Below are 26,410 nucleotides of genomic sequence, written 5' to 3'. Positions count from 1 at the left end.
GGGGCGAGAGCTCGACCGAACGAGATCCGCGAGCGGATCACGGTCCGGGAGCACTTCCACAGTCACCTACGCGGGTCGTCCGCATATCAGCGGATCCTTCGGCCACCGCACTCTCTGACGAGCGCACGGCAACGACCAGCGGTCTTTGGCTTCTGTAGGAGCGTACGTGAACGGGTCGCCGTCAAGCAAATCCGCCCGTGAAGGCGCTCAGCGCCCGGCCTTCTTCATCTCCTCGGCCAGGTCGAGGGTGTCCGAGGCGGGCGGGGCCTGCACGGTGACCGGCTTGCCGAAGTCGAGGAAGGTGATGGTGAGGTCGAGCTGGCCGCGCCGGCCGAAGCCCTGGAGCCGCAGTTGCTTGGTGCGGCCGGCCTCGTCGATCCAGACGTCCATGTCCAGTTCGTCGACGCCGAGCTTCTCGTACTGCGCGAGGGACTGCTCGCGCCGCTGGCGGACGCTCTTGGCCTCGTCCCGGTAGGAGGCGCGGATCTCCTCGACGGTGGCGGTGCCCTCGTAGTGGGTCGTGGTGACGCCGTCGACGGTCTCGGCGCCGCTCGTCCTCAGGTCCTCGGCCGCGGTGAGGAAGGTGCTCTCGTGGGCCGGGTTGCGGCGGACCTTGTCGGCCATCGGGGCGGTGTCGACCTTGACGCCGCTCGGGGTGCCGGAGCTGCCGGGCGCCCCGAACTTCATCCAGTGCTTGCCGTCCTCGGTGGCCTCGTCGCTGCCGACGTACACCACTCCGTCGACGAGGCGGACCTCGCCCACACCCTTGTCGGGTCCGCCGAGGACGGTCGTCCTCAGGCTCATGGCCGGCGGCTTCGTGGCCATCGCGGCCTCGGCCCTGATCCGGCCCTCCTCCGGCATCCGGCCGGTCATCCGGTAACGCAGGGAGCCGATCTGCTCCGTCTTCGTCGCGGCCCTCCCGACGGCCGCGGCCGCGGCCGTCCGGTCACGTCCGTCCGTCGTACCCTCCGACGCCGCCGCACAGCCCGTGACGAGCAGGGCGGACAGCCCGAGGACACCCACGGAAAATCTCATGTACGTTCCCCCACCCAGCACACAGTGAACACCTGGTCGATTCACAGCGAGGGTGTGAAGGTATCCCAGAGGCGTGGATGAGGTCCTGTGAATTCCCGGCGGTCCGGCCTCAGGGCGTGGAGCCGGCTCCCTGCTGCTCGAGCAGCTCCGAGAGGTCCGTGGTGTCGGCGGCCGGTGGCACCTCGGTGTCGACCGGGGTGCCGTAGTCGCTGTAGTAGGCGGTCTGGCTGTACGCGCCGTTCGTCGACTGGCCCCTCTCCACCTTCTTGACCAGCAGGTTCTCGTCGTCGACCCAGATATCGACGGTCTCCGTGGTGACACCGGCCTGATCCAGCTGCTTCTTCAGGTCGGCGAGCTGGCTCTCGGTGAGACTGGAGTTGCGGGTGGCGAGGTCGGCGACCTCGACGGTGCCCGAGTAGTGCGTGGTCCGCTCGCCGCGCACCTTCTCCTCGCCGACCCTGCGCACGTCCCCGGAGGCCAGCAGGAGCTTCACCGACTGGTTGGGGGTGGAGTTCTCCATCTGGTCCTTGAGATACGCCCCGGAGCCGCCGCCGAGGGTCTCCAGGGTCTCGTACGGGTACTTGATCCAGTGCTTGCCGCCGGTCTGCTCGGCGAATTCGTCACCCATGCGCGCGTAGTACGCGTCGGGCAGATAGCGGGCCTCCATCGAGGCGGAACCCATCTGCCGCATGGTGTCGGCCATGGCGCCGCCGGTGTAGGTGATGGTGAGAGTGCCGGTGAGACCGTCGCCCCAGCCGAGGGCGCCGTCGGCCGTCATCGCCATCAGCGAACCCATGGTGGTGGTCGACTCGACCTTGGCGGAGTCGGCGTTCTCGGTGGACCTCTCTGCGGTGCGCAGGGCGGCTACGGAGCTGACACGGGTGCCGCCCCCACCGGAGGAGGATGAGGACTCCTCGTCCCCGGCGGACCGCTCTGCGCCCCCCGGGCCACAGGCCGCCACCCCGGTCAGCAGGGTCGCCGCGACGATCGTGAGTCCCGCCCGGCGTGCACTCGTGCCCTTCATAACCACTCCCCCGACTAGTCCCCGGAATCGCACGGTAACGCACGGCACCGACAGCCGTACGGGGAAAGGGACGAGCCCCGCACCTCGGAAGGTTGCGGGGCTCGTCGCCGACTGGGGCGAACCGTCAGGTTCAGACCGCGGCCGGGTCCTCCTCGACGAGGAGGTTCCGGGTGCGGTTCGGGTCGACCAGGATGCCGGGGCCGATCGTGGTGCTGATCGCGGCCTTCTTGATGTAGCGACCCTTGGCGGCGGACGGCTTGAGACGGAGGATCTCCTCCAGAGCCGCACCGTAGTTCTCCACCAGCTGCGTGTCGTCGAACGACGCCTTGCCGATGATGAAGTGCAGGTTCGAGTGCTTGTCGACGCGGAACTCGATCTTGCCGCCCTTGATCTCCGTGACGGCCTTGGCCACGTCGGGGGTGACGGTGCCGGTCTTCGGGTTCGGCATCAGACCACGCGGACCGAGCACGCGGCCGAGGCGGCCGACCTTGCCCATGAGGTCCGGGGTGGCGACGACGGCGTCGAAGTCCAGACGGCCCTTCGCGACCTCGTCGATCAGTTCGTCGGAGCCGACGATGTCGGCGCCCGCGGCCTCCGCGGCCGCAGCACGGTCACCGGTCGCGAAGACCAGGACCCGGGCGGTCTTGCCGGTGCCGTGCGGCAGGTTCACGGTGCCACGGACCATCTGGTCGGCCTTGCGCGGGTCGACACCCAGACGGAAGGCGACCTCGACGGTGCCGTCGAACTTGGACGTGGAGGTCTCCTTGGCGAGACGGACGGCCTCGAGCGGGGCGTACAGCTTCTCCCGGTCGATCTTGGCGTCCGCAGCGCGGAGAGACTTGCTGCGCTTGCTCACTACTGCTCCTGGGGGTTCTGAGGAGTCGTGGTACGGGCCGAGCAGGCCCTGCCACGTGCGGCCTGGGCCGCGACTACGAAGGTGCTACGGGGCTGGGACTCAGCCCTCGACCGTGATGCCCATGGAACGGGCGGTGCCGGCGATGATCTTCGACGCGGCGTCCAGGTCGTTGGCGTTGAGGTCGGGAAGCTTGGTCGTGGCGATCTCGCGGACCTGCGCCTGAGTGATCTTGGCGACCTTGGTCTTGTGCGGCTCGCCCGAGCCCTTCTCGACACCCGCGGCCTTGAGGATCATCTTCGCGGCCGGCGGCGTCTTGGTGATGAAGGTGAAGGAGCGGTCCTCGTAGACCGTGATCTCCACCGGGATCACCCAGCCACGCTGCGACTCGGTCGCCGCGTTGTAGGCCTTGCAGAACTCCATGATGTTGACGCCGTGCTGGCCGAGCGCGGGGCCGACCGGCGGCGCGGGGTTGGCCGCACCGGCGTTGATCTGGAGCTTGATGAGCCCCGTGACCTTCTTCTTCTTGGGAGGCATTGCTCTCTCCGGGTCCTAGTGAGAGTTTTCAGCCGTCCGGTCCGGATGATCCGGATGGAGGCATACCGCACAACGATAACGGGTATCTTTGCGCGGCCAAAAACCGAGCAGGTCAGGCACCGCGCGAGCGGCCACCTGACCTGTTCGGAGGCGTGTGTTCCAGAAGGGGCTAGTTCTTCTGGATCTGGTCGAAGCTCAGCTCGACCGGGGTCTCGCGACCGAAGATCTCGACGAGACCCTTGACCTTCTTGGAGTCGGCGTTGATCTCGTTGATCGTGGCCTGGAGCGTGGCGAACGGGCCGTCGGTGACGGTGACCGAGTCGCCGACCTCGAAGTCCAGGACCTGGACCTCGACCTTGCGCTGCGGAACCGGCTTGCCCTCGGCCTCCGCGGCCTCGCGGGCGGCCTTCTCCTCGGCCTCCGGGGCGAGCATCTTGACGATCTCGTCCAGGGTCAGCGGGTACGGGTCGTAGGCGTTGCCCACGAAGCCGGTGACGCCGGGGGTGTTGCGGACGACGCCCCAGGACTCGTTCGTCAGGTCCATGCGCACCAGCACGTAGCCGGGGAGCTTGTTCTGACGGATGGTCTTGCGCTCGCCGTTCTTGATCTGCGCGACCTCTTCCTGCGGCACCTCGGCCTGGAAGATGAAGTCCTCGACGTTCAGCGAGACGGCGCGCTGCTCCAGGTTGGTCTTCACGCGGTTCTCGTAACCGGCGTACGTGTGGATGACGTACCACTCGCCGGGCAGGGTGCGCAGTTCCTCGCGCAGGGCGGTGACGGGGTCGACGGGTTCGGCCGGCTCTGCTTCCTCGGCCTCTTCCGCGGCGGCTTCGCCGTCCTCGGAGTCCTCGTCGGCGGCGTCCTCGTCGACCTCGGCGGCGGCGTGGTCCGCGGCGGCGTCCTCGTCGGCTTCGTCCTCGACGTGCAGCGCGGCGTCCTCCGCGGGCTCGCCCGCTTCGGCATCGGCAGCCTCGAACTCGTCCAGGTCCTCGTCAGCGCCCTCGACGATGTCGAGCTCGTCGTCAGCCGACTCGTCCGGCTCGATGGCGTCGTTCAGGTTCTGGTCAGACACGGTGGCTGCTTCTTCCTGGATACATAGGGGTGGAACACGCGAAAGGGGCGCCGATCACCCGGCGCCCTTCGCTCTCGGCTCAGCCGAATACGTACTTCGCGGCGTGGTCGAGTCCATAGTCAATCACGGTCACCAGACCGATCATGATGACCACGAAGACGATCACGACCATGGTGTACGTCGACAGCTGGCCCCGCGTCGGCCAGACGACCTTGCGAAGCTCCGCGACGATCTGGCGGTAGAAGAGCGCGAGCCGCTTCAGCGGGCCCTTCTTGGCGCGCTTACCGCCCTTGCGGGACTTCTTCTGCGCCTCAGGCACCTCGTCCTGGGCATCAGGCGTGTCGATGGAGCCCACGGCGTCCGCCATTCGTCCTCACCTGTTCCCGGGTCGTGGCCGTGCCGCGCCCGGTCTGAGCCGCACGGCGGTGCATTTCTGTACGTACATGCGCACACATCCTGGCGAAGAAGTGTGTAGCAGGGCCGGAGGGACTTGAACCCCCAACCGCTGGTTTTGGAGACCAGTGCTCTACCAATTGAGCTACGACCCTTTGTGCGTTCCCCAACGTACCGCATCCGACCGGATGCTCGATGTGCACCGGTTGTGGCACGGCTGTTGAAGGCCAACGACGTAGGAGTGTACGTGTTCCGGGGCGCCCCGTCGAACGGAAAGTGCCCGTGAGGGCCCCCGAGGCCGGAGGCCGAGGGGGAAAAGCCGGAAGATCACCAGGCCATCGCCCGGATCAGCACGGATGTTCCCAGCGGGGCCCGTCCTTGTTCAGTCCGTGAAACCCGTGTGCCGGGCGGGTTTCCCGTCTGAAAACATGGGGTCATGAGCGCTGCAACCCCTCCCACCGAGCGCCGGGTCTCCGCCCGGGTCGGTGCGATCTCCGAGTCCGCCACCCTCGCCGTGGACGCCAAGGCCAAGGCCCTGAAGGCCGCCGGGCGGCCGGTGATCGGCTTCGGCGCCGGTGAGCCCGACTTCCCGACCCCCGACTACATCGTCGAGGCCGCGGTCGACGCCTGCAAGAACCCGAAGTACCACCGCTACACGCCGGCCGGCGGTCTGCCCGAGCTGAAGGCCGCGATCGCCGCGAAGACGCTGCGCGACTCCGGCTACGAGGTCGACGCGTCGCAGGTCCTGGTCACCAACGGCGGCAAGCAGGCCATCTACGAGGCCTTCGCCGCGATCCTCGACCCGGGCGACGAGGTCATCGTCCCGGCGCCGTACTGGACGACGTACCCCGAGTCGATCCGGCTGGCCGGCGGTGTCCCGGTGGAGGTCGTCGCGGACGAGACGACCGGCTACCGGGTCAGCGTCGAGCAGCTGGAGGCGGCGCGCACGGAGAAGACGAAGGTCGTCCTCTTCGTCTCGCCGTCCAACCCGACCGGCGCCGTCTACAGCGAGGCCGAGGCCGAGGCGATCGGCCACTGGGCCGTGGAGCACGGCCTGTGGGTGCTCACCGACGAGATCTACGAGCACCTCGTCTACGGCGACGCGACGTTCGTCTCGCTGCCGGCGATCCTGCCCGAGCTGCGCGACAAGTGCATCGTGGTCAACGGTGTCGCCAAGACGTACGCGATGACGGGCTGGCGGGTGGGCTGGATCATCGGCCCGAAGGACGTCGTGAAGGCGGCGACGAACCTCCAGTCGCACGCCACCTCGAACGTCTCGAACGTCGCCCAGGTGGCCGCGCTGGCCGCCGTCTCCGGTGACCTGGAGGCTGTGGCGAAGATGCGGGAGGCGTTCGACCGCCGCCGCCGGACGATCGTGCGCATGCTCAACGAGATCGACGGCGTGCTCTGCCCGGAGCCCGAGGGCGCGTTCTACGCCTACCCCTCGGTGAAGGCTCTGCTCGGCAAGGAGATCCGCGGGAAGCGCCCGCAGGACTCCGTCGAGCTGGCGGCGCTCATCCTGGAGGAGGCGGAGGTCGCGGTCGTCCCGGGCGAGGCCTTCGGCACGCCGGGCTATCTGCGGCTGTCGTACGCGCTCGGTGACGAGGACCTCGTCGAGGGCGTGAGCCGGATCCAGAAGCTGCTGGCGGAGGCCAGGGACTGATCCCGCTCCCCTGAGCGGTCGGCGGGCCGTCTCCCTCGGGAGGCGGCCCGCCGCTGTGTGCGAGCAGGACCACGTTCGGGGAAACGGCTACCCGGACGGCCTCGGCGTACGGCAGGATTCCGGAATGGAGCGTGTACGTGATGTCTCTGAGCTGCCGAAAGCCCATCTGCACCTGCACTTCACCGGGTCGATGCGGCCCGGCACCGTGCTGGAACTCGCCGACAAGTACGGCGTGCATCTGCCGGAGACGCTGAGCGAGGCCCTGACCAGTGGCGAGCCACCCCAGTTGCGGGCGACCGACGAGCGGGGCTGGTTCCGTTTCCAGCGGCTGTACGACGCGGCGCGCTCCTGCATCAGAGGGCCCGAGGACATCCGGCGGCTGGTGCGGGAGGCCGCCGAGGAGGATGTGAAGGACGGGTCGGGCTGGCTGGAGATCCAGGTGGACCCGACGTCGTACGCGCCGCGGCTGGGCGGACTGATCCCGACGCTGGAGATCATCCTGGACGCCGTGGAGTCGGCGTCGCGGGAGACCGGGCTCGGAATGCGGGTGCTGGTGGCGGCGAACCGGATGAAGCATCCGCTGGACGCCCGCACGCTGGCCCGGCTGGCCGTGCGGTACGCCGACCGGGGCGTGGTGGGCTTCGGACTCTCGAACGACGAACGCCGGGGCATGGCGCGGGACTTCGACCGCGCCTTCGCCATCGCCCGGGAGGGCGGCCTGCTGTCGGCCCCGCACGGCGGCGAGCTGGCCGGGCCCTCGTCGGTCCGGGACTGCCTGGACGACCTGCACGCCACGCGGATCGGGCACGGGGTGCGGGCGGCGGACGACCCGCGGCTGTTGAAGCGGCTCGCGGAGCGGGGTGTCACCTGCGAGGTCTGCCCCGCCTCGAACGTGGCCCTGGGCGTGTACGAGAAGCCCGAGGACGTGCCGCTGCGCACCCTCTACGAGGCCGGTGTTCCGATGGCCCTGGGGGCCGACGACCCGCTGCTGTTCGGCTCCCGGCTGGCCGACCAGTACGAGCTGGCCCGCCGGTACCACGCCTTCACGGACGAGGAACTGGCCGAACTGGCCCGCCAGTCGATCCAGGGTTCGGCGGCCCCGAAGGACGTACAGGAGAAGCTGCTGACGGGGGTGGACGACTGGCTGGCCTCGTGACGAGCGGCGGCCACCGGACGGTGTCGGGGGCTCGCCGGGCCGGCGAGCGTCCATCGGCCGGCACCCGCCGCCGCGGCCCGCGCGCGTGCCGTCTCGGCCTTCGCCACGCGGCACGCCGCTGTCGGGGGACAGGAAGGTGGCGCCGATCGTGGGGACCGTCGGGGGCCCGCGCGGGGGTGTCGGCCGCATTCCAGCCGCCCCGGCCGGCAAACAGCCGTGCCGCGGGAGAACCAGGAGAGGCACCGGGCGCCCACCGTCGTGGCAGGGGGCGCCCGCGGTCGCCGGGGCCACGGATCGGAGACCCTCGGCCCGCAGGCGCCCCCCACCACGGGGGCACCGCGTCCACGGCCCGCCCCTACAGCGCGACCCCCACCATCACCGGCTCGTTCACCAGCGTGACGCCGAACGCCTCGCGTACCCCGGCCACGACCTCGCGGGCCAGGGTCAGCAGGTCCTCCGTGGTGGCCTCGCCGCGGTTGGTGAGGGCGAGGGTGTGCTTGGTGGAGATGCGGGCGGGCCCGTCGCCGTACCCCTTCGTGAAGCCGGCCTTGTCGATCAGCCAGGCCGCGGAGGCCTTGGTGCGCCCCTCCCCCGCCGGGTAGGCGGGCGGTACGGCGTCCTCGCCGAGCCGCTCCTTCACGCGCGCGCGGAACACCGCGAAGTCGGCGTCGGTGAGGATCGGGTTGGTGAAGAAGGACCCGGCGGACCAGGTGTCGTGATCCTCGGCATCCAGGACCATCCCCTTGCCGGCGCGCAGCTTGAGCACGGTGTCGCGGGCCTGCGCCAGCGGCACCCGGTCGCCGGGTTCCACGCCCAGCGCGCGTGCCGTCTCGGCGTACTTGACCGGCGCGGACAGCCCGTCGGCGTCCTCCAGGGCGAAGCGGACGCGCAGCACGACATAGCGCTCGGGGTCGGCCTTGAAGCGGCTGTGCCGGTAGGAGAAGGCGCACTCCTCGTTGCTGAGGGTGACCGTCTCGTCGGCGCGGCGGTCGTAGGCGATCACCTCGGTGATCGTGGCGGAGACCTCCTGGCCGTACGCCCCCACGTTCTGGATCGGGGTCGCGCCGGCCGAGCCGGGGATGCCGGCCAGGCATTCGACGCCGGCCAGGCCGGCCTCGACGGTGCGGGCGACGGCGTCGGTCCACACCTCACCGGCGGCCAGTTCCAGCGTCGTACCGACGAGGTCGAAGCCGCTGGTGGCGATGCGCAGGGCGGTGCCCGCGAAGCCGCGGTCGCCGATGACGAGGTTGGAGCCGCCGCCGATGACGAGCAGCGGGGTGCCGTCGGCGTCGGCCTCGCGCACGGCGGCGACCACCTCGGCGTCGGTCGTCGCGGTCACCAGCCTGGTGGCGGGGCCGCCCAGCCGGAAGGTGGTCAGCGGGGCGAGCGGGGCGTCGTGGAGTTCCAGCACGCGCCCAAGCCTACGAGACGTCACCGACAGCCCCGTCCGCGCTCGCATCATGACTGAGGGGCGCCCTCAAGGGAGGACGCCCCTTGTCCCACCGGTCTCGGGTCAGGACATCTCCGGGCCGCACGGCCCTGCTCCGGCCGGCCCGCCTCAGGCCAGTCGTACGACCGCCCGTGACATCCCCAGGACCTTCTGGCCGCCGTTGGTCGCCGTCAGGTCCACGCGGACCGTGTTGTCGTCGAGCTTGGCGCCGATCTTGCCGCTGACCTCGATGGTCGCGCCCTGCTCGTCGTTGGGGACGACGACGGGCCGGGTGAAGCGGACGCCGTACTCGACGACCGCACCCGGGTCACCGGTCCAGTCGGTGACCACCCGGATCGCCTCGGCCATGGTGAACATGCCGTGTGCGATGACGTCCGGCAGGCCCACCTCCTTGGCGAACTTCTCGTTCCAGTGGATCGGGTTGAAGTCCCCGGAGGCACCCGCGTACTGGACGAGGGTGGCACGGGTCACGCCGAACGACTGGGCCGGCAGCTCGGTGCCGACCTCGACGTCGTCGTAGGAGATCTTCGCGGTCATGTCAGCCCACCTCCGCCGCGCGGGCGACGAGCTTGGTCCAGGCGGTCACGACGTGCTCGCCGGTCTCGTCATGGACCTCGCCCCGGACGTCCACGATGTCGTTCCCCGCCATGGACTTGATCGCTTCGATGGTGGAGGTCACGGTGAGGCGGTCCCCTGCCCGCACGGGGCGCCGGTAGGCGAACTTCTGGTCGCCGTGCACCACCCGGCTGTAGTCCAGACCGAGCTGCGGATCCCGGACGACCTGGCCCGCGGCCTTGAAGGTGATGGAGAACACGAAGGTCGGGGGGGCGATCACGTCGGGGTGTCCCAGTGCCTTGGCGGCCTCCGGGTCGATGTAGGCCGGGTGGGTGTCCCCCACGGCCTCCGCGAACTCGCGGATCTTCTCCCTGCCGACCTCATAGGGATCGGTGGGCGGGTAGGTCCGCCCGACGAAGGACTGGTCGAGCGCCATCGGCTCGGCACCTCCTGGTTGCTCTGCGTCGCTGCTCTACTGACCGGTACTGGTCGTTCAAACGACGTGAGGCCGCCCCCGATCACTCGGGGACGGCCTCACGTACGAGCCTGATTTATCGCGTTTCGCGGTGCGCGGTGTGCGCATTGCAACGCGGGCAGTGCTTCTTCATCTCCAGTCGATCCGGGTTGTTACGCCGGTTCTTCTTGGTGATGTAGTTCCGCTCCTTGCACTCCACGCAGGCCAGCGTGATCTTCGGGCGGACGTCGGTGGCAGCCACGTGAGTGCTCCTTGACGAACGGATGGGACATATACGCAAGAAAGAGTAGCCGATCGAAGGACCGACCCCACAATCGGCTACTGTCAGTAGCGGTGACCGGACTTGAACCGGTGACACAGCGATTATGAGCCGCTTGCTCTACCGACTGAGCTACACCGCTTTGATGGGATCAGGTCCCGCCTCGCGACGGGAACCTCACCCACCAGAGCCCCAATACGGAATCGAACCGTAGACCTTCTCCTTACCATGGAGACGCTCTACCGACTGAGCTATTGGGGCGAGCGATGAAGACATTACACGGTCCGCAGCCGTTCACCCAAATCCGTTTGTCCGGCCCCGTCAGGCCCCGTTCCGCCCAGGCCGCACACGGCACCTGAGCCCCTCCGGCCCACCGGACCACACCGGTACGACTATTGCTCTCCTCCCCGACAGCTCCGGACCGCCGCCCTACGCTCGACTCACTCTGCGTGATGTTGTCCGACCCCCCCGGGCACCGAGCCGCCACTCACCGCCGAGACCCTGGAGCGCGATGCCCAGCCAGTCGCAGCCGCCCCCGCCGTCCGGTGCGCCGGGTTCCCCGGACGGGCGGCCGGACCCGGGCGCCCTCCTGCTGTGCGGCGCCCGCCTCGCGGACGGCCGGACCGTGGACGTACGGCTGGGCCGCGGACGCATCGAGGCGGTCGGCACCGCCGGCAGCCTGACGGGAGATCTCGGCCACACCGCCGGCACCCGCGTGGACCTCGGTGGCTACCTCCTCCTCCCCGCCCCCGCCGAACCCCACGCCCACGCCGACACCGCCCTCTCCGCGGACACCGACGGCCCCGTCTCGTACGCCCCCGAGAACGTCCAGCGCCGGGCCGCGGAGGCCGCGCTGCTGCAACTCGCGCACGGGTCGACCGCGTCCCGCGCGCACGTCCGCGTCGGCGACGTCCAGGGGCTGGGCTCGCTGGCGGCCGTCCTCCAGGCCCGGCGCTCGCTGCGCGGGTTGGCCGAGCTGGCGACGGTGGCGATGCCCCGCCTGCTGACCGGGGTGGCGGGCGCGGACGGCCTCGCGACGCTGCGGGACGCCCTGAAGATGGGCGCCTCCGTGGTGGGCGGCTGCCCGGACCTGGACCCCGACCCGACCGGCTATGTGGAGGCCGTCCTGGAGGTCGCCTCCGAACACGGCTGCCCCGTCGACCTGCACACCGACGCCGCCGACCCGGCCCGGCTGGCCCGGTTCGCCGCCATGGCGGGCGGCCTGCGCCCCGGCGTCACCCTCGGCCCGTGCGCCGCCCTCGCCCACCTGCCCGCCGAGTCCGCGACCCGCACGGCCGACCGACTCGCCGCGGCCGGCGTGACGGTGGTGTGCCTGCCCCAGGGCGGCTGCGGCGCCACGGACCGCCGCGGCACGCCTCCCGTACGACTGCTGCGCGCGGCCGGCGTCCGGGTCGCGGCCGGCAGCGGCACCCTGCGGGACGTCTCCAACCCGGTCGGCAGGGGCGACCCCCTGGAAGCGGCGTACCTCCTGGCCTCCCGCCACGGCCTGCGCCCCGAGGACGCCTACGACGCCGTCAGCACGTCCGCGCGGGCGGCCCTGGGACTGCCCGAGGTCCGCGTGGAGGCGGGCTTCCCGGCCGACCTGCTGGCCGTGCGCGGCGACCGCCTGGCGGGCGCGCTGTCGCTGGCGTACAGCCGGATCGTCATCCACCGGGGGCGGGTGGTGGCGCGGACGAGCGCGGTGCGCGAGTACTGCGACTCGGCGGCGGCGGAGTCGGGGCTGCCGCGGCAGGGGCGCGGAACGCTGTCGTAGGCGCGGGCCGCGCTCCGGCGTTCGCCTCCGGTGGCGCGCCGGAAGGCCCGGCCGGGCGTACGGTCGAAGGCATGCGCATTGTCATCGCCGGAGGTCATGGTCAGATCGCGCTGCGGTTGGAGCGTCTGCTCGCCGCACGCGGAGTCGAGGTCGCGGGCATCGTCCGCAAGGCCGAACAGAGCGACGACCTGCGGGCCGTCGGCGCCGAACCGGTCGTCCTGGACCTGGAGTCGGCGTCCGAGGCGGCGGTCGCGGAGGCCCTGCGGGGCGCGGACGCCGCGGTGTTCGCGGCGGGCGCGGGTCCGGGCAGCGGAACGGCCCGCAAGGACACCGTCGACAGGGGCGCGGCGGTGCTGTTCGCGGACGCGGCGGTACGCGCGGGCGTACGCCGCTTCGTCGTCGTGTCCTCCTACGGTGCCGATCCCGACCGCCGGGGCGACGAGGTCTTCGACGTCTACCTGCGCGCCAAGGGCGAGGCCGACGCGTACGTCCAGGGCCTGGACGGTCTCGACTGGACGATCCTGCGCCCCGGTTCACTGACGGACGACGCGGGCAAGGGCCTCGTCCGGCTGGAGGCGCGAACGGGCCGCGGGTCGATCCCGCGCGACGACGTCGCCTCCGTCCTCGCGGAACTGCTGGACACGCCGGCGACGGCCGGCCTGACCCTGGAACTGGTCTCCGGGTCGACGCCGGTGCCCGTGGCGGTGAAGTCGGTCGCGGGCAACTGAGCGCCGCGAGCGCGTTCAGAACAGGGGCAGTTGGCCGGGGATGTCGGACACCACGTACCCGTCCAACGACGGCTGGGCGGCACCCAGTCGGGCCGTGCTGCGGGAACCGGGGCACGAGGTCAGCCGACCGTTCTCCCGCGCGCCGGGAGGGTCGTGCCGGGCGAACCGTCCGGCAACCACGGCGATCTCCCGACGGCACTCGGGGCAGGTTCTGCGACGGCTGGACATGGGATCAGTCTGCCCCAGTGCGCCACACGGGTACCGCGCGACAACGCACGCCCCGTTCGGCGCGCGCGACGGCCGTCCTCTCCCTAGCATCGCTACACGTGGCACATACCTTCGAGGAACTCGTGGCGAAACAGCGCGCGGCCGACGAGGCCCACGCCAGGGTCCTGCACCTGCGGGACACCTACGGCGCGCCCACGGCGGCCCCCTGGTCCCAGGCCCAGACCGACACCTACGAAACCGCCTGGCGAGCCTGGCGCGACCTCGCCCGCGACACCCAGGCCGCCCTCACCGACTACGCCAAGGACGAGAACAGGCCCCGCAACGCCGTGGAGGCGGAGGTGAGGAGAGCCGCGAAGAGCCCGGAGGAGGAGGCGTCGGGAACGGCACCGGGGACGGCACCCGAGGCCTCGGGAACGGCGTCGGGGCCGTCTGGAGGGACATCTGAGACGGCGTCGGAGACGGCGCCAGGGCCGACGTCGGGGCTGACGTCCGGAGAGGCATCAGGGCCGACGTCGCAGATCGCGTCAGGGCCGGCCTCGGGGGCGGCCTCGGAGCCGGGTGAGCCCCCGTCCGGCGACCGGTGAGCCCGGTCGGGCGGGGAAGAGCCCTGAGAAGGAAGAAGACCCCCTCCGCTCTGCGTTTCCACAGATCGGAGGGGGTCTCACTCAGCGTGGCGGCGCCAGGATTCGAACCTGGGAAGGCTGAGCCGGCAGATTTACAGTCTGCTCCCTTTGGCCGCTCGGGCACACCGCCGGGTTTTGCCGCCGTTCGAACCGCTTTTCGGCGGTGCTCTCCGGCAACGACGTAAACGATACCCGATGGGGAGGGGTGCTTCGCCACCTGGATTCCTCACCGCCCCGGCGGGGCAGGGTGGCTAGGCTTGTCCGGATGCGGCCCGCGTCTTGCGCCGGGCTCGGCGACAGCCCCACGGACGCCGACACGCATCCGATACGCACCCCGATATCAAGGAGCCACAGGACATGGCCGACTCCAGTTTCGACATCGTCTCGAAGGTCGAGCGGCAGGAGGTCGACAACGCCCTCAACCAGGCCGCCAAGGAGATCTCCCAGCGCTACGACTTCAAGGGCGTCGGCGCCTCGATCTCGTGGTCCGGAGACAAGATCCTCATGGAGGCGAACTCCGAGGACCGGGTGAACGCCGTCCTCGACGTCTTCCAGTCGAAGCTGATCAAGCGCGGGATCTCGCTGAAGGCGCTGGACGCGGGCGAGCCGCAGCTCTCCGGCAAGGAGTACAAGCTCTTCGCGGAGATCAAGGAGGGCATCTCCCAGGACAACGCGAAGAAGGTCGCCAAGCTCATCCGCGACGAGGGCCCCAAGGGCGTCAAGGCCCAGGTGCAGGGCGAGGAACTGCGCGTCAGCTCCAAGAGCCGTGACGACCTCCAGACCGTCATTTCCCTGTTGAAGGGTCAGGACTTCGACTTCGCGCTGCAGTTCGTGAACTACCGGTAGGACCTGGCCTGGGACTCCCCGGGACTCCCTGGGACTCCCTGGTGAGGGCAGCGGGACGGGAGGGGCGCCACCGCGGCAGCGGTCGCCCTCCCCGTCCGTCCGGCGGGTCAGTCTCGTGAATTGCCGAACAGGATGCGGTAGGCGATCAGGAGCACCAGCGATCCGCCGATCGCCGCGGCCCAGGTGGCGCCGTCGTAGAAGTCCTTGGTGATGGGGTGCTCCAGCCAGCGGGCCGATATCCAACCGCCGAGGAACGCGCCCGCGACGCCGATGACGGTCGTGCCGACGAAGCCGCCCGGGTCCCGGCCCGGCAGCAGTACCTTGGCGATGACCCCGGCCAACAGCCCCAGAATGATCCAGCTGATGATGCTCATGTGCTGACCCTGCCCTTCCGCGATGTGCCCGCACCGTCCCGGTGCTGTGATCTCGCTCCGGACAGGCTGATCGTCCGCAGGTCGTCCACGGCCCGTTCGTGCTGTGTTGGCTGGGACGACGTCCTGGCAGCGCCCAGTGGTTCCTCGGCTCAGTAGGGTGCGGCCCATGACACAGTCCGGATCGGCCGACGGGTTGCGGCGCACCCTGGGGGTCGGGGACGCCGTGGTGATCGGGCTCGGCTCGATGGTCGGCGCGGGCATCTTCGCCGCCCTCGCGCCCGCCGCCCGCGCCGCCGGTTCCGGGCTGCTGCTCGGCCTGGCGCTCGCCGCCCTGATCGCCTACTGCAACGCCATGTCGTCGGCTCGCCTGGCCGCGTTGTACCCGGCTTCGGGCGGCACCTATGTGTACGGGCGCGAACGGCTCGGCCCGTTCTGGGGATATCTCGCGGGCTGGTCCTTCGTGGTCGGGAAGACGGCCTCCTGTGCGGCGATGGCGCTGACGGTCGGGGCGTACGTCTGGCCGGGGCAGGCGCACGCGGTGGCGGTCGCCGCCGTGGTGGCGCTGACCGCGGTGAACTACGGCGGCGTCCACAAGTCGGCCTGGCTGACGCGGCTGATCGTGGCGGTGGTCCTGGCGGTCCTCGCTTCCGTGGTCGTCGTGTGCTTCGGCTCCGGGGAGTCCGATGCCGGGCGGCTGGGCATCGGGGCCTCCGGAGGGTTCGGCGGGGTGCTGGAAGCGGCCGGCCTGCTGTTCTTCGCCTTCGCTGGGTACGCGCGCATCGCGACCCTCGGCGAGGAGGTGCGGGATCCGGCGCGCACCGTCCCGCGCGCGATCCCGCTCGCGCTCGGCATCGCGCTGGCCGTCTACGTGTGTGTGGCGGTCTCCGTCCTCTCCGTGCTCGGGTCCGGGGATCTCGGACGTGCTGCCGCGCCGCTGGCGGACGCGGTGCGTGCCGCGGGTGTGCCGGGGCTGGTGCCGGTGGTCCGGGCCGGGGCCGCCGTGGCCGCGCTGGGTTCGCTGTTGGCCCTGGTCCTGGGCGTGTCCCGGATCACGCTGGCCATGGCACGCGACCGGCATCTGCCCGGCATGCTGTCGGCGGTGCATCCGCGCTTCCAGGTGCCGCACCGGGCCGAACTGGCCGTGGGCGCCGTGGTCGCTTTCCTGGCCGCCACGGTGGACGTGCGCGGCGCGATCGGTTTCTCCTCCTTCGGTGTGCTGGCGTACTACGCGGTCGGCAACGCGTCGGCGTGGACCCTGGATGCGGCCCCGCTGAAGCGGGCCCTGCCGGCGGTTGGCCTCCTCGGCTGCCTGGTCCTGGCGTTCGCGCTGCCGGGGACCTCGGTAACGGCGGGGACGGGTGTGCTGGCGGTGGGTGTCGTCGCGTACGGGGTGCGGGCGCGAGTGGGGGCGGTACGGAGGTAGGGGGCGCGAGCCCGTTACGCGATCGGTGTCTGGGCACGCCCCGGTCTTCGGGACACCGGGCTCGGTCGGGCGTGGGCCCGGGCTCCTGTCGGTGCTGTCCTCGCCTGCTCGTTCTTCGTCATGCGTCCATGGTGCGGGCTGCCGCTGACATCCGGAGCGGCCTGTGGAGAACCGGCGGACTGTGGACAACTCCGGTCCACTGGCCGTGGTCAGCGTGCGGCGAACGGCTGGTCCGTGGGCACGATCTCGCGGCCCAGCGGGAGCAGCGAGACCGGGATCAGCTTGAAGTTGGCGAGGCCGAACGGGATGCCGATGATCGTGATGCACAGGGCGATGCCGGTGACGATGTGCGCGAGGGCCAGCCACCAGCCGGCGAGGACCAGCCAGAGGACGTTGCCGAGGCAGGACGGGGCTCCCGCGTCGCGGCGCTCGACCGTCGTGTACCCGAAGGGCCACAGGGCGTACACGCCGATGCGGAAGGCGGCGATGCCGAAGGGGATACCGATGATCGTGACGCACAGCAGCAGTCCCGCGAACACGTATCCGAGGAACAGCCAGAAGCCGCTGAGGATGAGCCATATGACGTTCAGGATGGTCTTCACTGGTGGCCTGCCATCTTCTCTAGACGGGCGATGCGCTCCGCCATCGGCGGGTGCGTCGAAAACATCTTGGAGAGGCCCTGGCCCGGGCGGAACGGGTTGGCGATCATCATGTGGCTCGCGGTCTCGATGCGGGGCTCGGGCGGCAGTGGGAGCTGCTTGGTGCCCAGTTCGAGCTTGCGCAGGGCGCCGGCGAGGGCCAGGGGGTCGCCGGTGAGCTGGGCGCCGGAGGCGTCGGCCTCGTATTCGCGGGAGCGGCTGATGGCCAGTTGGATGAGGCTGGCGGCGAGCGGGCCGAGGATCAGGATCAGCAGCATGCCGAGGATGCCGGGGCCGTCGTCGTCGTTGGACCGGCCGACGGGGATCAGCCAGGCGAAGTTGACCAGGAACATGATCACTGAGGCGAGGGCGCCGGCGACCGAGGAGATGAGGATGTCGCGGTTGTAGACGTGGCTCAGCTCGTGGCCGATGACGCCGCGCAGTTCCCGCTCGTCGAGGAGGCGCAGGATGCCCTCGGTGCAGCACACGGCGGCGTTGCGCGGGTTGCGGCCGGTGGCGAAGGCGTTGGGAGCCTCGGTCGGGGAGATGTACAGACGGGGCATGGGCTGTCGGGCCTGGGTGGAGAGTTCGCGGACCATGCGGTAAAGGCCGGGCGCCTCGAACTCGCTCACGGGGCGGGCGCGCATGGCGCGCAGGGCCAGTTTGTCGCTGTTCCAGTACGCGTACGCGTTGGTGCCGAGGGCGATCAGAACCGCGACGACGAGTCCCATGCGGCCGAAGAAGCTGCCGATGACGATGATGAGTGCGGACAGTCCCCCGAGGAGTACTGCGGTCCTGAGCCCGTTGTGCCGGCGGTGCACGGTACGCCCTCCAAGTCGTGCGGCGGGGGAACCCTTCGCTTGCGGATCTTCTCTTCCGATCTGCGGTTCCGCTGGTGTCGCGGTGCCACGTCCAGTGGAACCTCCCGTTTTGGTCAACGCCGGACGAGGGCCCCTGGTTCCCTTGTGCTCCCGGCGGCGGGCACGGGCCGTCCGGGTGCCGGCTCAGAAGAGGGAGGTGCCGGCGAAGCGCAGCACGAGCTGCGGGGCGCCGGAGAGGGCGACGCCGAGGACCGCGGTGAGGGTGATGGCGGCCGTGAGGGGCGCCGGGACGGGGTGCCTGCCGGTTTCGCCCTCGGGGGCACGGAACAGCAGGGCCGTCCACTGGAGGTAGTAGTACAGGGCGATGACGACGTTGACGGCCATGACGACGGCGAGCCAGCCGAGGCCGGCGCCGACGGCGGCCGAGAAGACGGTGACCTTGGCGAAGAGTCCGATGACGCCGGGCGGGAGTCCGGCGAGGCAGAGCAGGAAGAAGGCCAGCGTCAGCGCGGAGAGCGGGTTCTTCGCGTACAGGCCCCGGTAGTCGGTGACGCGGTTCGTGTCGTGCGCACGGCCGACCAGGGCGGCGACGGCGAAGGCGCCCAGGTTCACGGCGGCGTACATGAGGGCGTAGGCGACGGTGGAGCCGACGGCGTGCTCGGGATCGTCGGAGTACGCGGCGGCGGCGATCGGGACGAGGAGATAGCCGGCCTGTCCGACGGAGGACCAGGCGAGCAGACGTACGGCGCTGTACGCGCGCGTGGCCTGCTGGCGCAGGGCGCCGACGTTGCCGACGGTCATGGTGAGGGCGGCCAGTGCCGCCAGGGCGGGGCCCCACACGTCGGCGTACGACGGGAAGGCGACGACCGTGACGAGGATGAGGCCGGAGAAGCCCACCGCCTTGCCGACGACCGACAGGTAGGCGGCGATGGGGAGGGGGGCGCCGACGTAGGTGTCGGGGACCCAGAAGTGGAAGGGGACGGCGGCCGTCTTGAACGCGAACCCGATGAGGGTGAGGACGACGCCGGTCTGAGCGAGGGTGTGCAGCTGTCCGTCGACGTCCTGGATGCGGTCGGCCACCTGGGTGAGGTAGAGGGTGCCGGTCGTGGCGTAGACGAAGCTGATGCCCAGGAGGCTGACGGCGGTCGCGGTGACGGACGACAGGAAGAACTTCAGGGCCGCTTCTGAGGACCTGCGGTCGCCGTGCCGGATGCCGACGAGGGCGAAGGCGGGCAGGGAGGCGACCTCCAGGGCGACGACCAGGGTGGCGAGGTCGCGGGAGGCGGGCAGGAGGGCGGCCCCCGCGGCGGAGGACAGCAGCAGGAACCAGAACTCTCCCTCGGGGAGCCGTCCGCGCTCGTCCTTCAGGGCGGTGACCGACAGGAGAGCGGCCAGCAGCGCTCCGCCGAGCACCAGGAACTGGATGACGAGGGTGAAGTGGTCGGTCGTGTAGCTGCACACGCGTGTGTCGCCGGTCAGGCAGAAAGTGGAGCGGTCACCGTCCAGGAGTGGCAGCAGGAGGGCCGTGGCGGCGGCGAGGCCCGTGACGGAGAACCAGCCGAGGAGCGGCTTGCGGCTCTCCGGCACGAACAGGTCGGCGACGAGGACGACGAGCCCGACGACCGCCGTGAGGGTGGGCGGGGCGATGGCGAGCCAGTCGACGGACTGGACGAGCGAGGGGGCGGCGGCGAGGTGACTCATCGGTTGCCTCCTGCGAGGAGTTGCTGCACGGCCGGGTCGGTCAGGCCGAGGAGTGCCTTGGGCCAGAGGCCGGCGACGACGGTGAGCACGACGAGGGGTGTCCAGGCCGCGAACTCGTACGTACGGATGTCGGTGAGGCGCGAGGCGTCCGGGGGGACGGCGCCCATGCAGACGCGGCGGACCACGACGAGGAGGTACGCCGCGGTGAGGAACGTCCCGAAGGCGGCGATGGCGGTGAAGGTGAGGAACGCGGGGCGGCTGAGGTCGTCGGCGGGGTCGAAGGCGCCGAACAGGGCCAGCATCTCGCCCCAGAACCCGGCGAGGCCGGGCAGGCCGAGCGAGGCGACGGCGGCGAAGGCGAGGAGGCCGCCGAGGCGGGGGGCCTTGCCGTAGAGGGCCGCCCCGGTCTCCGCCGCGAGGGTGTCCAGGTCGGTGGTGCCGGTGCGGTCCTTCAGGGCGCCGACCAGGAAGAACAGCAGGCCGGTGATGAGGCCGTGAGCGACGTTGGCGAACAGGGCGCCGTTGACGCCGGTCGGGGTCGTGGAGGCGATGCCGAGCAGGACGAAGCCCATGTGGCCGACGGAGGAGTAGGCGATCAGGCGCTTGAGGTCGCCCTTGGCGCCGTGCCTGGCGAGGGCGAGGCAGGCCAGGGAGCCGTAGATGATGCCGACGACGGCGAGGGCGGCGAGGTAGGGCGCGAAGGTGTGGAAGCCGTCGGGGGCGACCGGGAGAAGAATGCGGACGAAGCCGTACGTACCCATCTTCAGCAGGACGCCTGCGAGGAGGACCGATCCTACGGTCGGTGCGGCGGTGTGTGCGTCCGGCAGCCAGCTGTGCAGGGGCCACATCGGGGTCTTCACCGCGAGCCCGGTCCCGACCGCCAGAACGGCGATGACCTGCACGGATGTGGTCAGGGACCGGCCGTTGTCAGTGGCGAGTGCCACCATGTCGAAGGTGCCCGCCTTGATCCCGATCAGGAGCAGGCCGAGCAGCATGACCACGGATCCGAGCAGCGTGTACAGGATGAACTTCCAGGCCGCCCGGGTCCGGCCGGCGCCGCCCCAGCGGGCGATCAGGAAGTACATCGGGATCAGGACCATCTCGAAGGCGAGGAAGAACAGCAGCAGGTCGAGGACGGCGAAGGTGGCGAGGGTGCCGGCCTCGAGGACGAGCAGAAGCGCGACGAAGGCCTTCGGGCTGGGGCCCGTCGGCAGGTTGAAGTACGAGTAGAGCGCGCACAGGAAGGTCAGCAGCGCGGTCAGGACCAGAAGGGGGAGGGAGATGCCGTCGATGCCGAGGTGGATGCGCACGTCGAGTGCGGGAATCCAGCTGATGTCGGTCGTGGCCTGCATCTTCGAGGGCTGGGTGTGGTCGAAGCCGAGCGCGAGGACGATCGCGGCGATGAGGACCGCGCCGGTCACGGTGACCCCGTGCCGCAGGACGGCCTGCTCGGGTGACTTCCCCTTCAGTCCGGGCGGGGCGGGCAGCAGAGCGGCGACCGCGCCGAGGAGCGGACCGGCCACGATCAACGCCAGAAGGAACTGCATCACGGACTCACTGATATCGATCACGCCTGCTCACGCTCCCGTGGCGACGAGGAGGACGGCGACCACCAGGACGACGGTGCCGGCGAGCAGCGCGCTCACATAGGTCTGGATGTTGCCGGTCTGGATTCGCCGTACGGCGGTGCCGAGCCAGCGCGGCAAGGTGCCCGCGCCGCGTACGTAGGTGTCGACGACCTCGCGGTCGAGGAACCGGACGAGGCTCGCTCCGGCCCGCACCGGGCGGACGAACAGGGTGGTGTAGACGACGTCCAGGTGGAAGCCGGTGGCCGCGTGACAGTGCAGCGGGCCGAGCAGGAGCCGTCCGGGGTCTGCCGGGTCGGCTGCCGAGGCCACGTCTCCGTAGGCGGGTGCGTGGGTCGCGATGGCTTCGGCCTCGACGAGGCCGGCGTCGCCCTCGGGATGCGCGGCGACCGCGCCGAGCGGGACACGGGCGGCGCGTGCGGCGGTGTGCCGCCAGGCGCCGTACACGACGAGGCCACCGAGGAGGGCCAGGCCGGTGCCGAGGACGGAGGTGGTGAGGGTCGGGGCGAGGTCGCGGCCGTCGAACCAGTCGGGCAGCGAGCGGTAGGCGAACGCGCCGAGGGCGAGGGACGGGACCGCGAGCACCCACAGCACCACGGTCATGGGCAGCGGGTGACGACCGTGGTCGGGAGCCTCGGCGCCGCGGCCGCGGAAGGCCAGCAGCCACAGCCGGGTCGCGTAGGCGGCGGTGAGGACGGCGGTGAGCAGACCCGCGACGAGGACGATCCAGCCCGCCGCGGCGGGGGCGTGCTCGGTGTGGCCGGTGGAGACGTGCTCGGCGGCGCCGAGGACGGACTCCTTGGAGAAGAAGCCGCTGAACGGCGGGATCGCGGCGAGCGCGAGGAGGGCCACGGTCATCGTCCAGAAGGCGTCCGGGACGCGTTCGCGCAGGCCGGCCATGCGGGACATGGCGGCCAGCGAGTTGGTGCCGGCCGCGTGGATGATCACGCCGGCCGCGAGGAAGAGCAGCGCCTTGAAGGCTCCGTGGGAGATGAGGTGGAAGACGGCGGCACCGCGGTCGCCGACGGCGAGGGCGCCGGTCATGTAGGCGAGTTGGCCGATCGTCGAATAGGCGAGGACCCGCTTGATGTCGTCCTGGGCGAGCGCGGCGAGACCCGAACCGGTCATGGTGACCGCGGCCATGACGGCGAGGACGACCATCGCGGCTTGGGAGGCCTCGAACACCGGGAGGAGACGGGCGACGAAGTAGACACCGGCGGCGACCATCGTCGCGGCGTGGATCAGCGCGGACACGGGTGTCGGGCCCGCCATCGCGTCGGGGAGCCAGGTGTGCAGCGGGAACTGCGCCGACTTGCCGGCCACTCCCGCCAGGAGCAACAGGGCGATCAGCGTCGGGTGGTCGAGCCCGCCGTGCGCGACCGTGCCCAGGACCTTCGTGACCCGGAAGGAGCCGGCGTCGGTGCCGAGGGCGAGCAGGCCGATGAGGAAGGGGACGTCACCGAGCTTGGTGACGAGGAAGGCCTTGATGGAGGCGGCGCGGGCCTCCGGTGTCTCCCAGTAGTGACCCACCAGGAAGTAGGAGCAGATGCCCATCACTTCCCAGCCGACCAGCAGCACGATCAGGTCGCCCGAGTAGACGACGAGGAACATCGCGGAGGTGAACAGGGAGACGAGGGCGGCGTACGAGGGGTAGCGCGGGTCGTCGCGCAGGTAACCCGTCGAGTAGACCTGCACGCAGGTGGCGACGAGACCGACCAGGACGGCGACGAGAGCGGCGAAACCGTCGATGTGCAGGGCGAGTTCGATCGGGACGGACCCGGTGGGCGTCAGCTCGGTGGCCGCGTCGACGGCCGCGCCCCCGCCCTGGCGTACGGCGACGATGGCGGCCAGAACCAGGGAGGCGAGGGTCGGCAGGACGGCGAGCGGGCGGACGAAGCCGGGGGCGGTCCGGCCGAGGAGCAGGCCGGTGGCGGCGCCGAGGAACGGCAGGAGCGGGACGAGGACGGCGAGGGTGGTCGTGGTCACGCGGTGGCCTCAGCCTTCTCGGCCGTGGGGGCGGTGTCGATGTCGGCCGACCCGGTGCCCCCGGCGCTCTCGTGGCCCTCGGCGGTGTCGCGGAGCTTGTCGATGTCCGCGGTGCCGCGGTTTCGGTGGACGGCGAGGACGATCGCCAGGCCGATGCCGATCTCGGCGGCCGCGATGGCGATGGTGAACAGGGTCAGGGCCTGGCCGGAATGCAGGGTCTCCTCGGCGGTCCGGCTGAGCCAGACGTCGAAGGCGACGAGGTTGAGGTTGACGGCGTTGAGCATCAGCTCGACGGACATCAGGACCAGGATCGCGTTGCGGCGGGCGAGGACGCCGTACAGGCCGGTGCAGAAGAGGAGGGCGGAGAGGACGGCGGGATAGGCGAGGTGCATCAGCGGGCGCCTTCCTGCTCGGCCGGATTTTTCCGGGCATCCGGGGCGGATGGGGAACTCTCGCCGGTGGGTCGGGAGTTCACTGGGGGAGAGCTTCGCTCCGCCTTCGCCTTGCGGGACAGGACGATCGCGCCGACCAGGGCCGCGAGGAGGAGGACGGACAGAGCCTCGAAGGGGAGGACCCAGTTCTGGAAGAGGCTCGCGCCGGTGGCCTCGGTGGAGCCGGCGGCCGGACCGTCGAGGTCGATCCAGGTGGCGCGGAAGGCGTCGACGACCACCCAGACGAGGGTGGCCGCGGCGGCGACGGCGACCGTGAGGGCGGCCCACCGGTTGCCGGAGTCCGCGTCCGGGGAGCGGCCGATGGGCGCCCTGGTGAGCATCAGACCGAAGAGGAGAAGGACGACGACGGAACCCACGTAGATCAGTACCTGCACCCAGGCGATGAACTCCGCGGTGAGCAGGAGGTACTCGACGGCGAGGCCGCCCAGGGCCACGACCAGCCAGAGGGCGGCGTGCACCAGCTGCTTGGTGGTGACGGTGACGAGGGCGGCGCCGAAGGTCACCAGGCCGACGAGGAGGAAGGCGATCTCCACGCCGGTCGGGGAGAGGAAGCCGTGGGGTGCCTGAGCGAGGGTCACGCCTCGCCTCCCTGATGGTTGTCCGGTCCGGCCGGGGTGGCCTGGTCCGTCTGCGTGGGCGGGGTGGCCGGGGCGGCCCGCGTCGCCGGGGTGGTCTGGGCGGCAGCCAGCTTCTCGGCCGTCTTGCGGGCGGCGGCGATCTCCTTCGGTTCCTCCGCGCCGGGGTCGAGGGCGGGCGGGGCCGGCACGGTCCACATCCACTCGCGGAGCTTGTCCCGCTCGTGGGTGAGTTCGCGGATGTCGGTCTCGGCGTACTCGAACTCCGGGGACCAGAACAGGGCGTCGAAAGGACAGACCTCGATGCAGATACCGCAGTACATGCACAGGGCGAAGTCGATGGCGAAGCGGTCGAGGACGTTGCGGCTGCGTTCGCGACCGCCGGGGGTCGCCGCCGGGACCGTCTCCTTGTGGGAGTCGATGTAGATGCACCAGTCCGGGCACTCGCGGGCGCACAGCATGCAGACCGTGCAGTTCTCCTCGAACAGGCCGATGACCCCGCGGGTGCGGGGCGGGAGGTCGGGCTGGGCGTCCGGGTACTGCTCGGTGACGGTCTTCCGCGTCATCGTGCGGAGGGTGACGGCCAGGCCCTTGGCGAGGCCGGAGCCAGGGATGGGGGCCACTAGGAGATCACCACCTTGACGACGCCGGTGAGGGCGATCTGAGCGAGGGAAAGGGGGACGAGGAGGGTCCACGACAGCTTTTGGAGCTGGTCCTCGCGTAGGCGGGGGTAGGTGACGCGAAGCCAGATGACGACGAAGGCGAGGACCGCCGTCTTCAGCAGGGTCCACACCCAGCCGAGGCCGTCGGCGCCCCAGGGGCCGTGCCAGCCACCCAGGAAGAGGACGGTGGTCAGGCCGCACAGGACGACGATTCCGGCGTACTCGGCGAGGAGGAACAGGGCGAAGCGGAGGCCGGTGTACTCGGTGTAGGCGCCGAAGATGATCTCCGAGTCGGCGACGGGCATGTCGAACGGCGGTCGCTGAAGTTCGGCGAGGCCGGCGACGAAGAAGACGATCGCGCCGACGATCTGCCAGGGCAGCCACCACCACTCGAAGGCGTCGACGATGCCGGGGAGGGACACCGTGCCGGCCGCCATGGCGACAGAGGCTGCGGTGAGCAGCATCGGGAGTTCGTAGGCGAGGAGCTGGGCGGCGGTGCGCAGGCCGCCGAGGAGGGAGAACTTGTTGGCGCTGGCCCAGCCGGCCATGAGGGAGCCGAGGACGCCGACGCCCATCACGGCCAGGACGAAGAAGATGCCCGCGTCGACGACCTCGCCGACGGCGCCCTCGCCGGGACCGACGGGGATGGCGAGGAGGACCAGGAGGTACGGGAGCAGGGCCACGGCGGGAGCCAGCTGGAAGATGCGGCGGTCCGCGCCCGCGGGAACGATGTCCTCCTTCTGGGCGAACTTCACGCCGTCCGCGACGAGCTGGGCCCAACCGTGGAAGCCGCCGGCGTACATCGGGCCGAGGCGGCCCTGCATGTGGGCCATCACCTTGTGCTCGGTCTGACCGATGATCAGGGGGAAGGTGAGGAAGACGACGAAGACGATCAGGAGTCGCAGGGCGACGTCGAGAGCGTCGTTCACTGCGGGCCTCCCTGGGGGTTCACGGGGGTGTCGTTGTCCGGGTGGTCGTTCTCGGGGGCGGGGGCGGGCGTGGCGTCCGCTGCGTCCTTGACGTCCGTGACGTCCTTGACGTCCGTGGCGTTCGAGGTGTCCGTAACGCCCCTGTGGTCCGGGAGGGGAGACGGAGTCTCCTCCGGTGCCGGCTGTTCGGTGGACGGCTCCTCCGACGAGGGCGGCTGCTTCGGCGCAGGCGGCTGCTTCGGCGTGGACGGTTCGGTCGTCGCCTGCCGTTCGGGCTCGCCGGGCTTCCGGTCCCGTTCCGGGTCGTCGAAGGCCGGGCGGGCGTGATGCCAGGGCGCGTCGGAGCTGCGGCGAGCCGGCGTGGGGCGGGCCCCGCTGGGAGTGGTCCCGCCTGCGGCCGGGGTCTCCGGAGAGGCGCTCTCCGGGGATCCGCCTGTCGGGAGCGGGTCCTTGGGGGGCCTGGGGGGGGGGGGGGGGGGGGGGGGGGGGGGGGAGGTGGGGGGGGGGGGGGGGGTGTTGGGGGGGGGGGGGGGGGGGGGATGGGGGAGGGTAAGAGAGGAAGGAGAAGAGAAAAAAAGAAAAAGAAAAAAAA

At 70.7% G+C, this 26,410-nt stretch carries 27 protein-coding genes, 4 tRNA genes and 1 pseudogene; 7 read left to right on the top strand and 25 right to left on the bottom strand.

Going from position 1 to position 26,410, the window contains the following annotated elements; all coding sequences use genetic code 11:
- Nucleotides 1-207: 207 nt before the first annotated feature.
- The 7 genes from ACZ5Y0_RS03560 to ACZ5Y0_RS03530 form a co-directional block, all read right to left on the bottom strand.
- Nucleotides 208-1,035: an SCO4651 family lipoprotein gene (locus tag ACZ5Y0_RS03560; protein WP_469126984.1), complete on the bottom strand. Its 828-nt coding sequence runs from the start codon at nucleotides 1,033-1,035 to the stop codon at nucleotides 208-210.
- Nucleotides 1,036-1,144: 109 nt separating this feature from the next.
- Nucleotides 1,145-2,059: an SCO4651 family lipoprotein gene (locus tag ACZ5Y0_RS03555; protein ID WP_469126983.1), complete on the bottom strand. Its 915-nt coding sequence runs from the start codon at nucleotides 2,057-2,059 to the stop codon at nucleotides 1,145-1,147.
- Between the two features lie 130 nt (nucleotides 2,060-2,189).
- The gene (rplA, locus tag ACZ5Y0_RS03550; RefSeq protein ID WP_356560339.1) at nucleotides 2,190-2,915 is read right to left on the bottom strand and encodes a 50S ribosomal protein L1; all 726 of its coding nucleotides are present in this window, start codon (nucleotides 2,913-2,915) and stop codon (nucleotides 2,190-2,192) included.
- Nucleotides 2,916-3,014: 99 nt separating this feature from the next.
- Nucleotides 3,015-3,449, bottom strand: coding sequence for a 50S ribosomal protein L11 (gene rplK / locus ACZ5Y0_RS03545; RefSeq protein WP_006383482.1), 435 nt, complete (start codon nucleotides 3,447-3,449; stop codon nucleotides 3,015-3,017).
- Nucleotides 3,450-3,618: 169 nt separating this feature from the next.
- The gene (nusG, locus tag ACZ5Y0_RS03540; RefSeq protein WP_469126982.1) at nucleotides 3,619-4,521 is read right to left on the bottom strand and encodes a transcription termination/antitermination protein NusG; all 903 of its coding nucleotides are present in this window, start codon (nucleotides 4,519-4,521) and stop codon (nucleotides 3,619-3,621) included.
- A gap of 79 nt (nucleotides 4,522-4,600) precedes the next feature.
- The gene (gene secE / locus ACZ5Y0_RS03535) at nucleotides 4,601-4,888 is read right to left on the bottom strand and encodes a preprotein translocase subunit SecE (protein WP_073491905.1); all 288 of its coding nucleotides are present in this window, start codon (nucleotides 4,886-4,888) and stop codon (nucleotides 4,601-4,603) included.
- Nucleotides 4,889-4,996: 108 nt separating this feature from the next.
- A tRNA-Trp gene (locus ACZ5Y0_RS03530) sits at nucleotides 4,997-5,069 on the bottom strand.
- A gap of 281 nt (nucleotides 5,070-5,350) precedes the next feature.
- On the opposite strand from ACZ5Y0_RS03530, the gene ACZ5Y0_RS03525 reads away from it, so the two are divergent.
- Complete coding sequence (locus tag ACZ5Y0_RS03525) at nucleotides 5,351-6,577, top strand: pyridoxal phosphate-dependent aminotransferase (RefSeq protein ID WP_469126981.1); 1,227 nt, start codon at nucleotides 5,351-5,353, stop codon at nucleotides 6,575-6,577.
- A gap of 124 nt (nucleotides 6,578-6,701) precedes the next feature.
- Nucleotides 6,702-7,733 (top strand): adenosine deaminase, encoded by a 1,032-nt coding sequence (locus ACZ5Y0_RS03520; protein ID WP_469126980.1) that lies wholly within the window; start codon nucleotides 6,702-6,704, stop codon nucleotides 7,731-7,733.
- Nucleotides 7,734-8,088: 355 nt separating this feature from the next.
- Here the strand turns inward: ACZ5Y0_RS03520 and ACZ5Y0_RS03515 are convergent, their stop codons facing one another.
- The 6 genes from ACZ5Y0_RS03515 to ACZ5Y0_RS03490 all read right to left on the bottom strand — a co-directional run bounded on the left by ACZ5Y0_RS03515 (nucleotide 8,089) and on the right by ACZ5Y0_RS03490 (nucleotide 10,733).
- The gene (locus ACZ5Y0_RS03515; protein WP_469126979.1) at nucleotides 8,089-9,144 is read right to left on the bottom strand and encodes a UDP-N-acetylmuramate dehydrogenase; all 1,056 of its coding nucleotides are present in this window, start codon (nucleotides 9,142-9,144) and stop codon (nucleotides 8,089-8,091) included.
- A 147-nt stretch (nucleotides 9,145-9,291) separates the two neighbouring features.
- Complete coding sequence (locus ACZ5Y0_RS03510) at nucleotides 9,292-9,720, bottom strand: MaoC family dehydratase (RefSeq protein WP_469126978.1); 429 nt, start codon at nucleotides 9,718-9,720, stop codon at nucleotides 9,292-9,294.
- Nucleotide 9,721: 1 nt separating this feature from the next.
- Entirely contained in the window at nucleotides 9,722-10,174 is a 453-nt protein-coding gene (locus ACZ5Y0_RS03505) for an FAS1-like dehydratase domain-containing protein (protein ID WP_469126977.1), read from the bottom strand.
- A gap of 115 nt (nucleotides 10,175-10,289) precedes the next feature.
- Entirely contained in the window at nucleotides 10,290-10,454 is a 165-nt protein-coding gene (rpmG, locus tag ACZ5Y0_RS03500; protein ID WP_003948671.1) for a 50S ribosomal protein L33, read from the bottom strand.
- 87 nt (nucleotides 10,455-10,541) lie between these two features.
- Nucleotides 10,542-10,614, bottom strand: a tRNA-Met gene (locus ACZ5Y0_RS03495).
- A 46-nt stretch (nucleotides 10,615-10,660) separates the two neighbouring features.
- A tRNA-Thr gene (locus ACZ5Y0_RS03490) sits at nucleotides 10,661-10,733 on the bottom strand.
- A gap of 250 nt (nucleotides 10,734-10,983) precedes the next feature.
- Between ACZ5Y0_RS03490 and ACZ5Y0_RS03485 the strand changes: the two genes are divergently transcribed.
- Together ACZ5Y0_RS03485 and ACZ5Y0_RS03480 are read left to right on the top strand one after the other, a co-directional pair.
- On the top strand, nucleotides 10,984-12,246 hold the full coding sequence (locus ACZ5Y0_RS03485; protein ID WP_469126976.1) for an amidohydrolase family protein: 1,263 nt from the start codon (nucleotides 10,984-10,986) through the stop codon (nucleotides 12,244-12,246).
- A 71-nt stretch (nucleotides 12,247-12,317) separates the two neighbouring features.
- On the top strand, nucleotides 12,318-12,974 hold the full coding sequence (locus ACZ5Y0_RS03480) for an NAD(P)H-binding protein (RefSeq protein WP_469126975.1): 657 nt from the start codon (nucleotides 12,318-12,320) through the stop codon (nucleotides 12,972-12,974).
- A gap of 15 nt (nucleotides 12,975-12,989) precedes the next feature.
- On the opposite strand, the gene ACZ5Y0_RS03475 is transcribed toward ACZ5Y0_RS03480, so the two are convergent.
- Nucleotides 12,990-13,202 carry a hypothetical protein gene (locus ACZ5Y0_RS03475; RefSeq protein WP_469126974.1) on the bottom strand — a complete coding sequence of 71 codons (213 nt, stop codon included), beginning with the start codon at nucleotides 13,200-13,202 and terminating at the stop codon, nucleotides 12,990-12,992.
- A gap of 98 nt (nucleotides 13,203-13,300) precedes the next feature.
- On the opposite strand from ACZ5Y0_RS03475, the pseudogene ACZ5Y0_RS03470 reads away from it, so the two are divergent.
- Nucleotides 13,301-13,579: pseudogene (locus ACZ5Y0_RS03470) on the top strand (hypothetical protein); the annotation flags it as partial.
- 294 nt (nucleotides 13,580-13,873) lie between these two features.
- Here the strand turns inward: ACZ5Y0_RS03470 and ACZ5Y0_RS03465 are convergent.
- A tRNA-Tyr gene (locus tag ACZ5Y0_RS03465) sits at nucleotides 13,874-13,955 on the bottom strand.
- A 227-nt stretch (nucleotides 13,956-14,182) separates the two neighbouring features.
- Between ACZ5Y0_RS03465 and ACZ5Y0_RS03460 the strand changes: the two genes are divergently transcribed.
- Nucleotides 14,183-14,671 carry a YajQ family cyclic di-GMP-binding protein gene (locus tag ACZ5Y0_RS03460; protein ID WP_062640209.1) on the top strand — a complete coding sequence of 163 codons (489 nt, stop codon included), beginning with the start codon at nucleotides 14,183-14,185 and terminating at the stop codon, nucleotides 14,669-14,671.
- A gap of 107 nt (nucleotides 14,672-14,778) precedes the next feature.
- On the opposite strand, the gene ACZ5Y0_RS03455 is transcribed toward ACZ5Y0_RS03460, so the two are convergent.
- Nucleotides 14,779-15,045: a GlsB/YeaQ/YmgE family stress response membrane protein gene (locus ACZ5Y0_RS03455; protein ID WP_469126973.1), complete on the bottom strand. Its 267-nt coding sequence runs from the start codon at nucleotides 15,043-15,045 to the stop codon at nucleotides 14,779-14,781.
- A gap of 166 nt (nucleotides 15,046-15,211) precedes the next feature.
- On the opposite strand from ACZ5Y0_RS03455, the gene ACZ5Y0_RS03450 reads away from it, so the two are divergent.
- Nucleotides 15,212-16,468 carry an APC family permease gene (locus ACZ5Y0_RS03450; protein WP_469126972.1) on the top strand — a complete coding sequence of 419 codons (1,257 nt, stop codon included), beginning with the start codon at nucleotides 15,212-15,214 and terminating at the stop codon, nucleotides 16,466-16,468.
- A 209-nt stretch (nucleotides 16,469-16,677) separates the two neighbouring features.
- Here ACZ5Y0_RS03450 and ACZ5Y0_RS03445 read toward each other — a convergent pair whose 3' ends face one another.
- The 9 genes from ACZ5Y0_RS03445 to ACZ5Y0_RS03405 form a co-directional block, all read right to left on the bottom strand.
- Nucleotides 16,678-17,070 carry a YccF domain-containing protein gene (locus ACZ5Y0_RS03445; RefSeq protein WP_469126971.1) on the bottom strand — a complete coding sequence of 131 codons (393 nt, stop codon included), beginning with the start codon at nucleotides 17,068-17,070 and terminating at the stop codon, nucleotides 16,678-16,680.
- A complete protein-coding gene (gene htpX / locus ACZ5Y0_RS03440) occupies nucleotides 17,067-17,927 on the bottom strand; it encodes a zinc metalloprotease HtpX (RefSeq protein WP_469126970.1) in 861 nt (286 codons plus the stop codon). Before htpX ends, ACZ5Y0_RS03445 begins: the two co-directional genes overlap by 4 nt.
- Before the next feature lie 183 nt (nucleotides 17,928-18,110).
- On the bottom strand, nucleotides 18,111-19,628 hold the full coding sequence (locus tag ACZ5Y0_RS03435; protein ID WP_469126969.1) for an NADH-quinone oxidoreductase subunit N: 1,518 nt from the start codon (nucleotides 19,626-19,628) through the stop codon (nucleotides 18,111-18,113).
- Nucleotides 19,625-21,199 carry a complex I subunit 4 family protein gene (locus ACZ5Y0_RS03430; protein ID WP_469126968.1) on the bottom strand — a complete coding sequence of 525 codons (1,575 nt, stop codon included), beginning with the start codon at nucleotides 21,197-21,199 and terminating at the stop codon, nucleotides 19,625-19,627. Before ACZ5Y0_RS03430 ends, ACZ5Y0_RS03435 begins: the two co-directional genes overlap by 4 nt.
- 6 nt (nucleotides 21,200-21,205) lie before the next feature.
- Entirely contained in the window at nucleotides 21,206-23,200 is a 1,995-nt protein-coding gene (locus ACZ5Y0_RS03425; RefSeq protein ID WP_469126967.1) for an NADH-quinone oxidoreductase subunit 5 family protein, read from the bottom strand.
- Nucleotides 23,197-23,592 carry an NADH-quinone oxidoreductase subunit NuoK gene (gene nuoK, locus ACZ5Y0_RS03420; RefSeq protein WP_469126966.1) on the bottom strand — a complete coding sequence of 132 codons (396 nt, stop codon included), beginning with the start codon at nucleotides 23,590-23,592 and terminating at the stop codon, nucleotides 23,197-23,199. Before nuoK ends, ACZ5Y0_RS03425 begins: the two co-directional genes overlap by 4 nt.
- Nucleotides 23,592-24,230 carry an NADH-quinone oxidoreductase subunit J family protein gene (locus ACZ5Y0_RS03415; RefSeq protein ID WP_469126965.1) on the bottom strand — a complete coding sequence of 213 codons (639 nt, stop codon included), beginning with the start codon at nucleotides 24,228-24,230 and terminating at the stop codon, nucleotides 23,592-23,594. The genes nuoK and ACZ5Y0_RS03415 overlap by 1 nt, the downstream gene beginning before the upstream one ends.
- On the bottom strand, nucleotides 24,227-24,850 hold the full coding sequence (locus ACZ5Y0_RS03410; RefSeq protein ID WP_469126964.1) for a NuoI/complex I 23 kDa subunit family protein: 624 nt from the start codon (nucleotides 24,848-24,850) through the stop codon (nucleotides 24,227-24,229). Before ACZ5Y0_RS03410 ends, ACZ5Y0_RS03415 begins: the two co-directional genes overlap by 4 nt.
- Nucleotides 24,850-25,818 (bottom strand): complex I subunit 1/NuoH family protein, encoded by a 969-nt coding sequence (locus ACZ5Y0_RS03405; RefSeq protein ID WP_469126963.1) that lies wholly within the window; start codon nucleotides 25,816-25,818, stop codon nucleotides 24,850-24,852. The genes ACZ5Y0_RS03410 and ACZ5Y0_RS03405 overlap by 1 nt, the downstream gene beginning before the upstream one ends.
- Between the last annotated feature and the right edge of the window lie 592 nt (nucleotides 25,819-26,410).

It is taken from the genome of Streptomyces sp. NPDC033216, assembly GCF_055577115.1.
The sequence above is the reverse complement of the archived record's forward strand: the minus strand, read 5'-3'. Positions and strand labels throughout refer to the sequence as shown.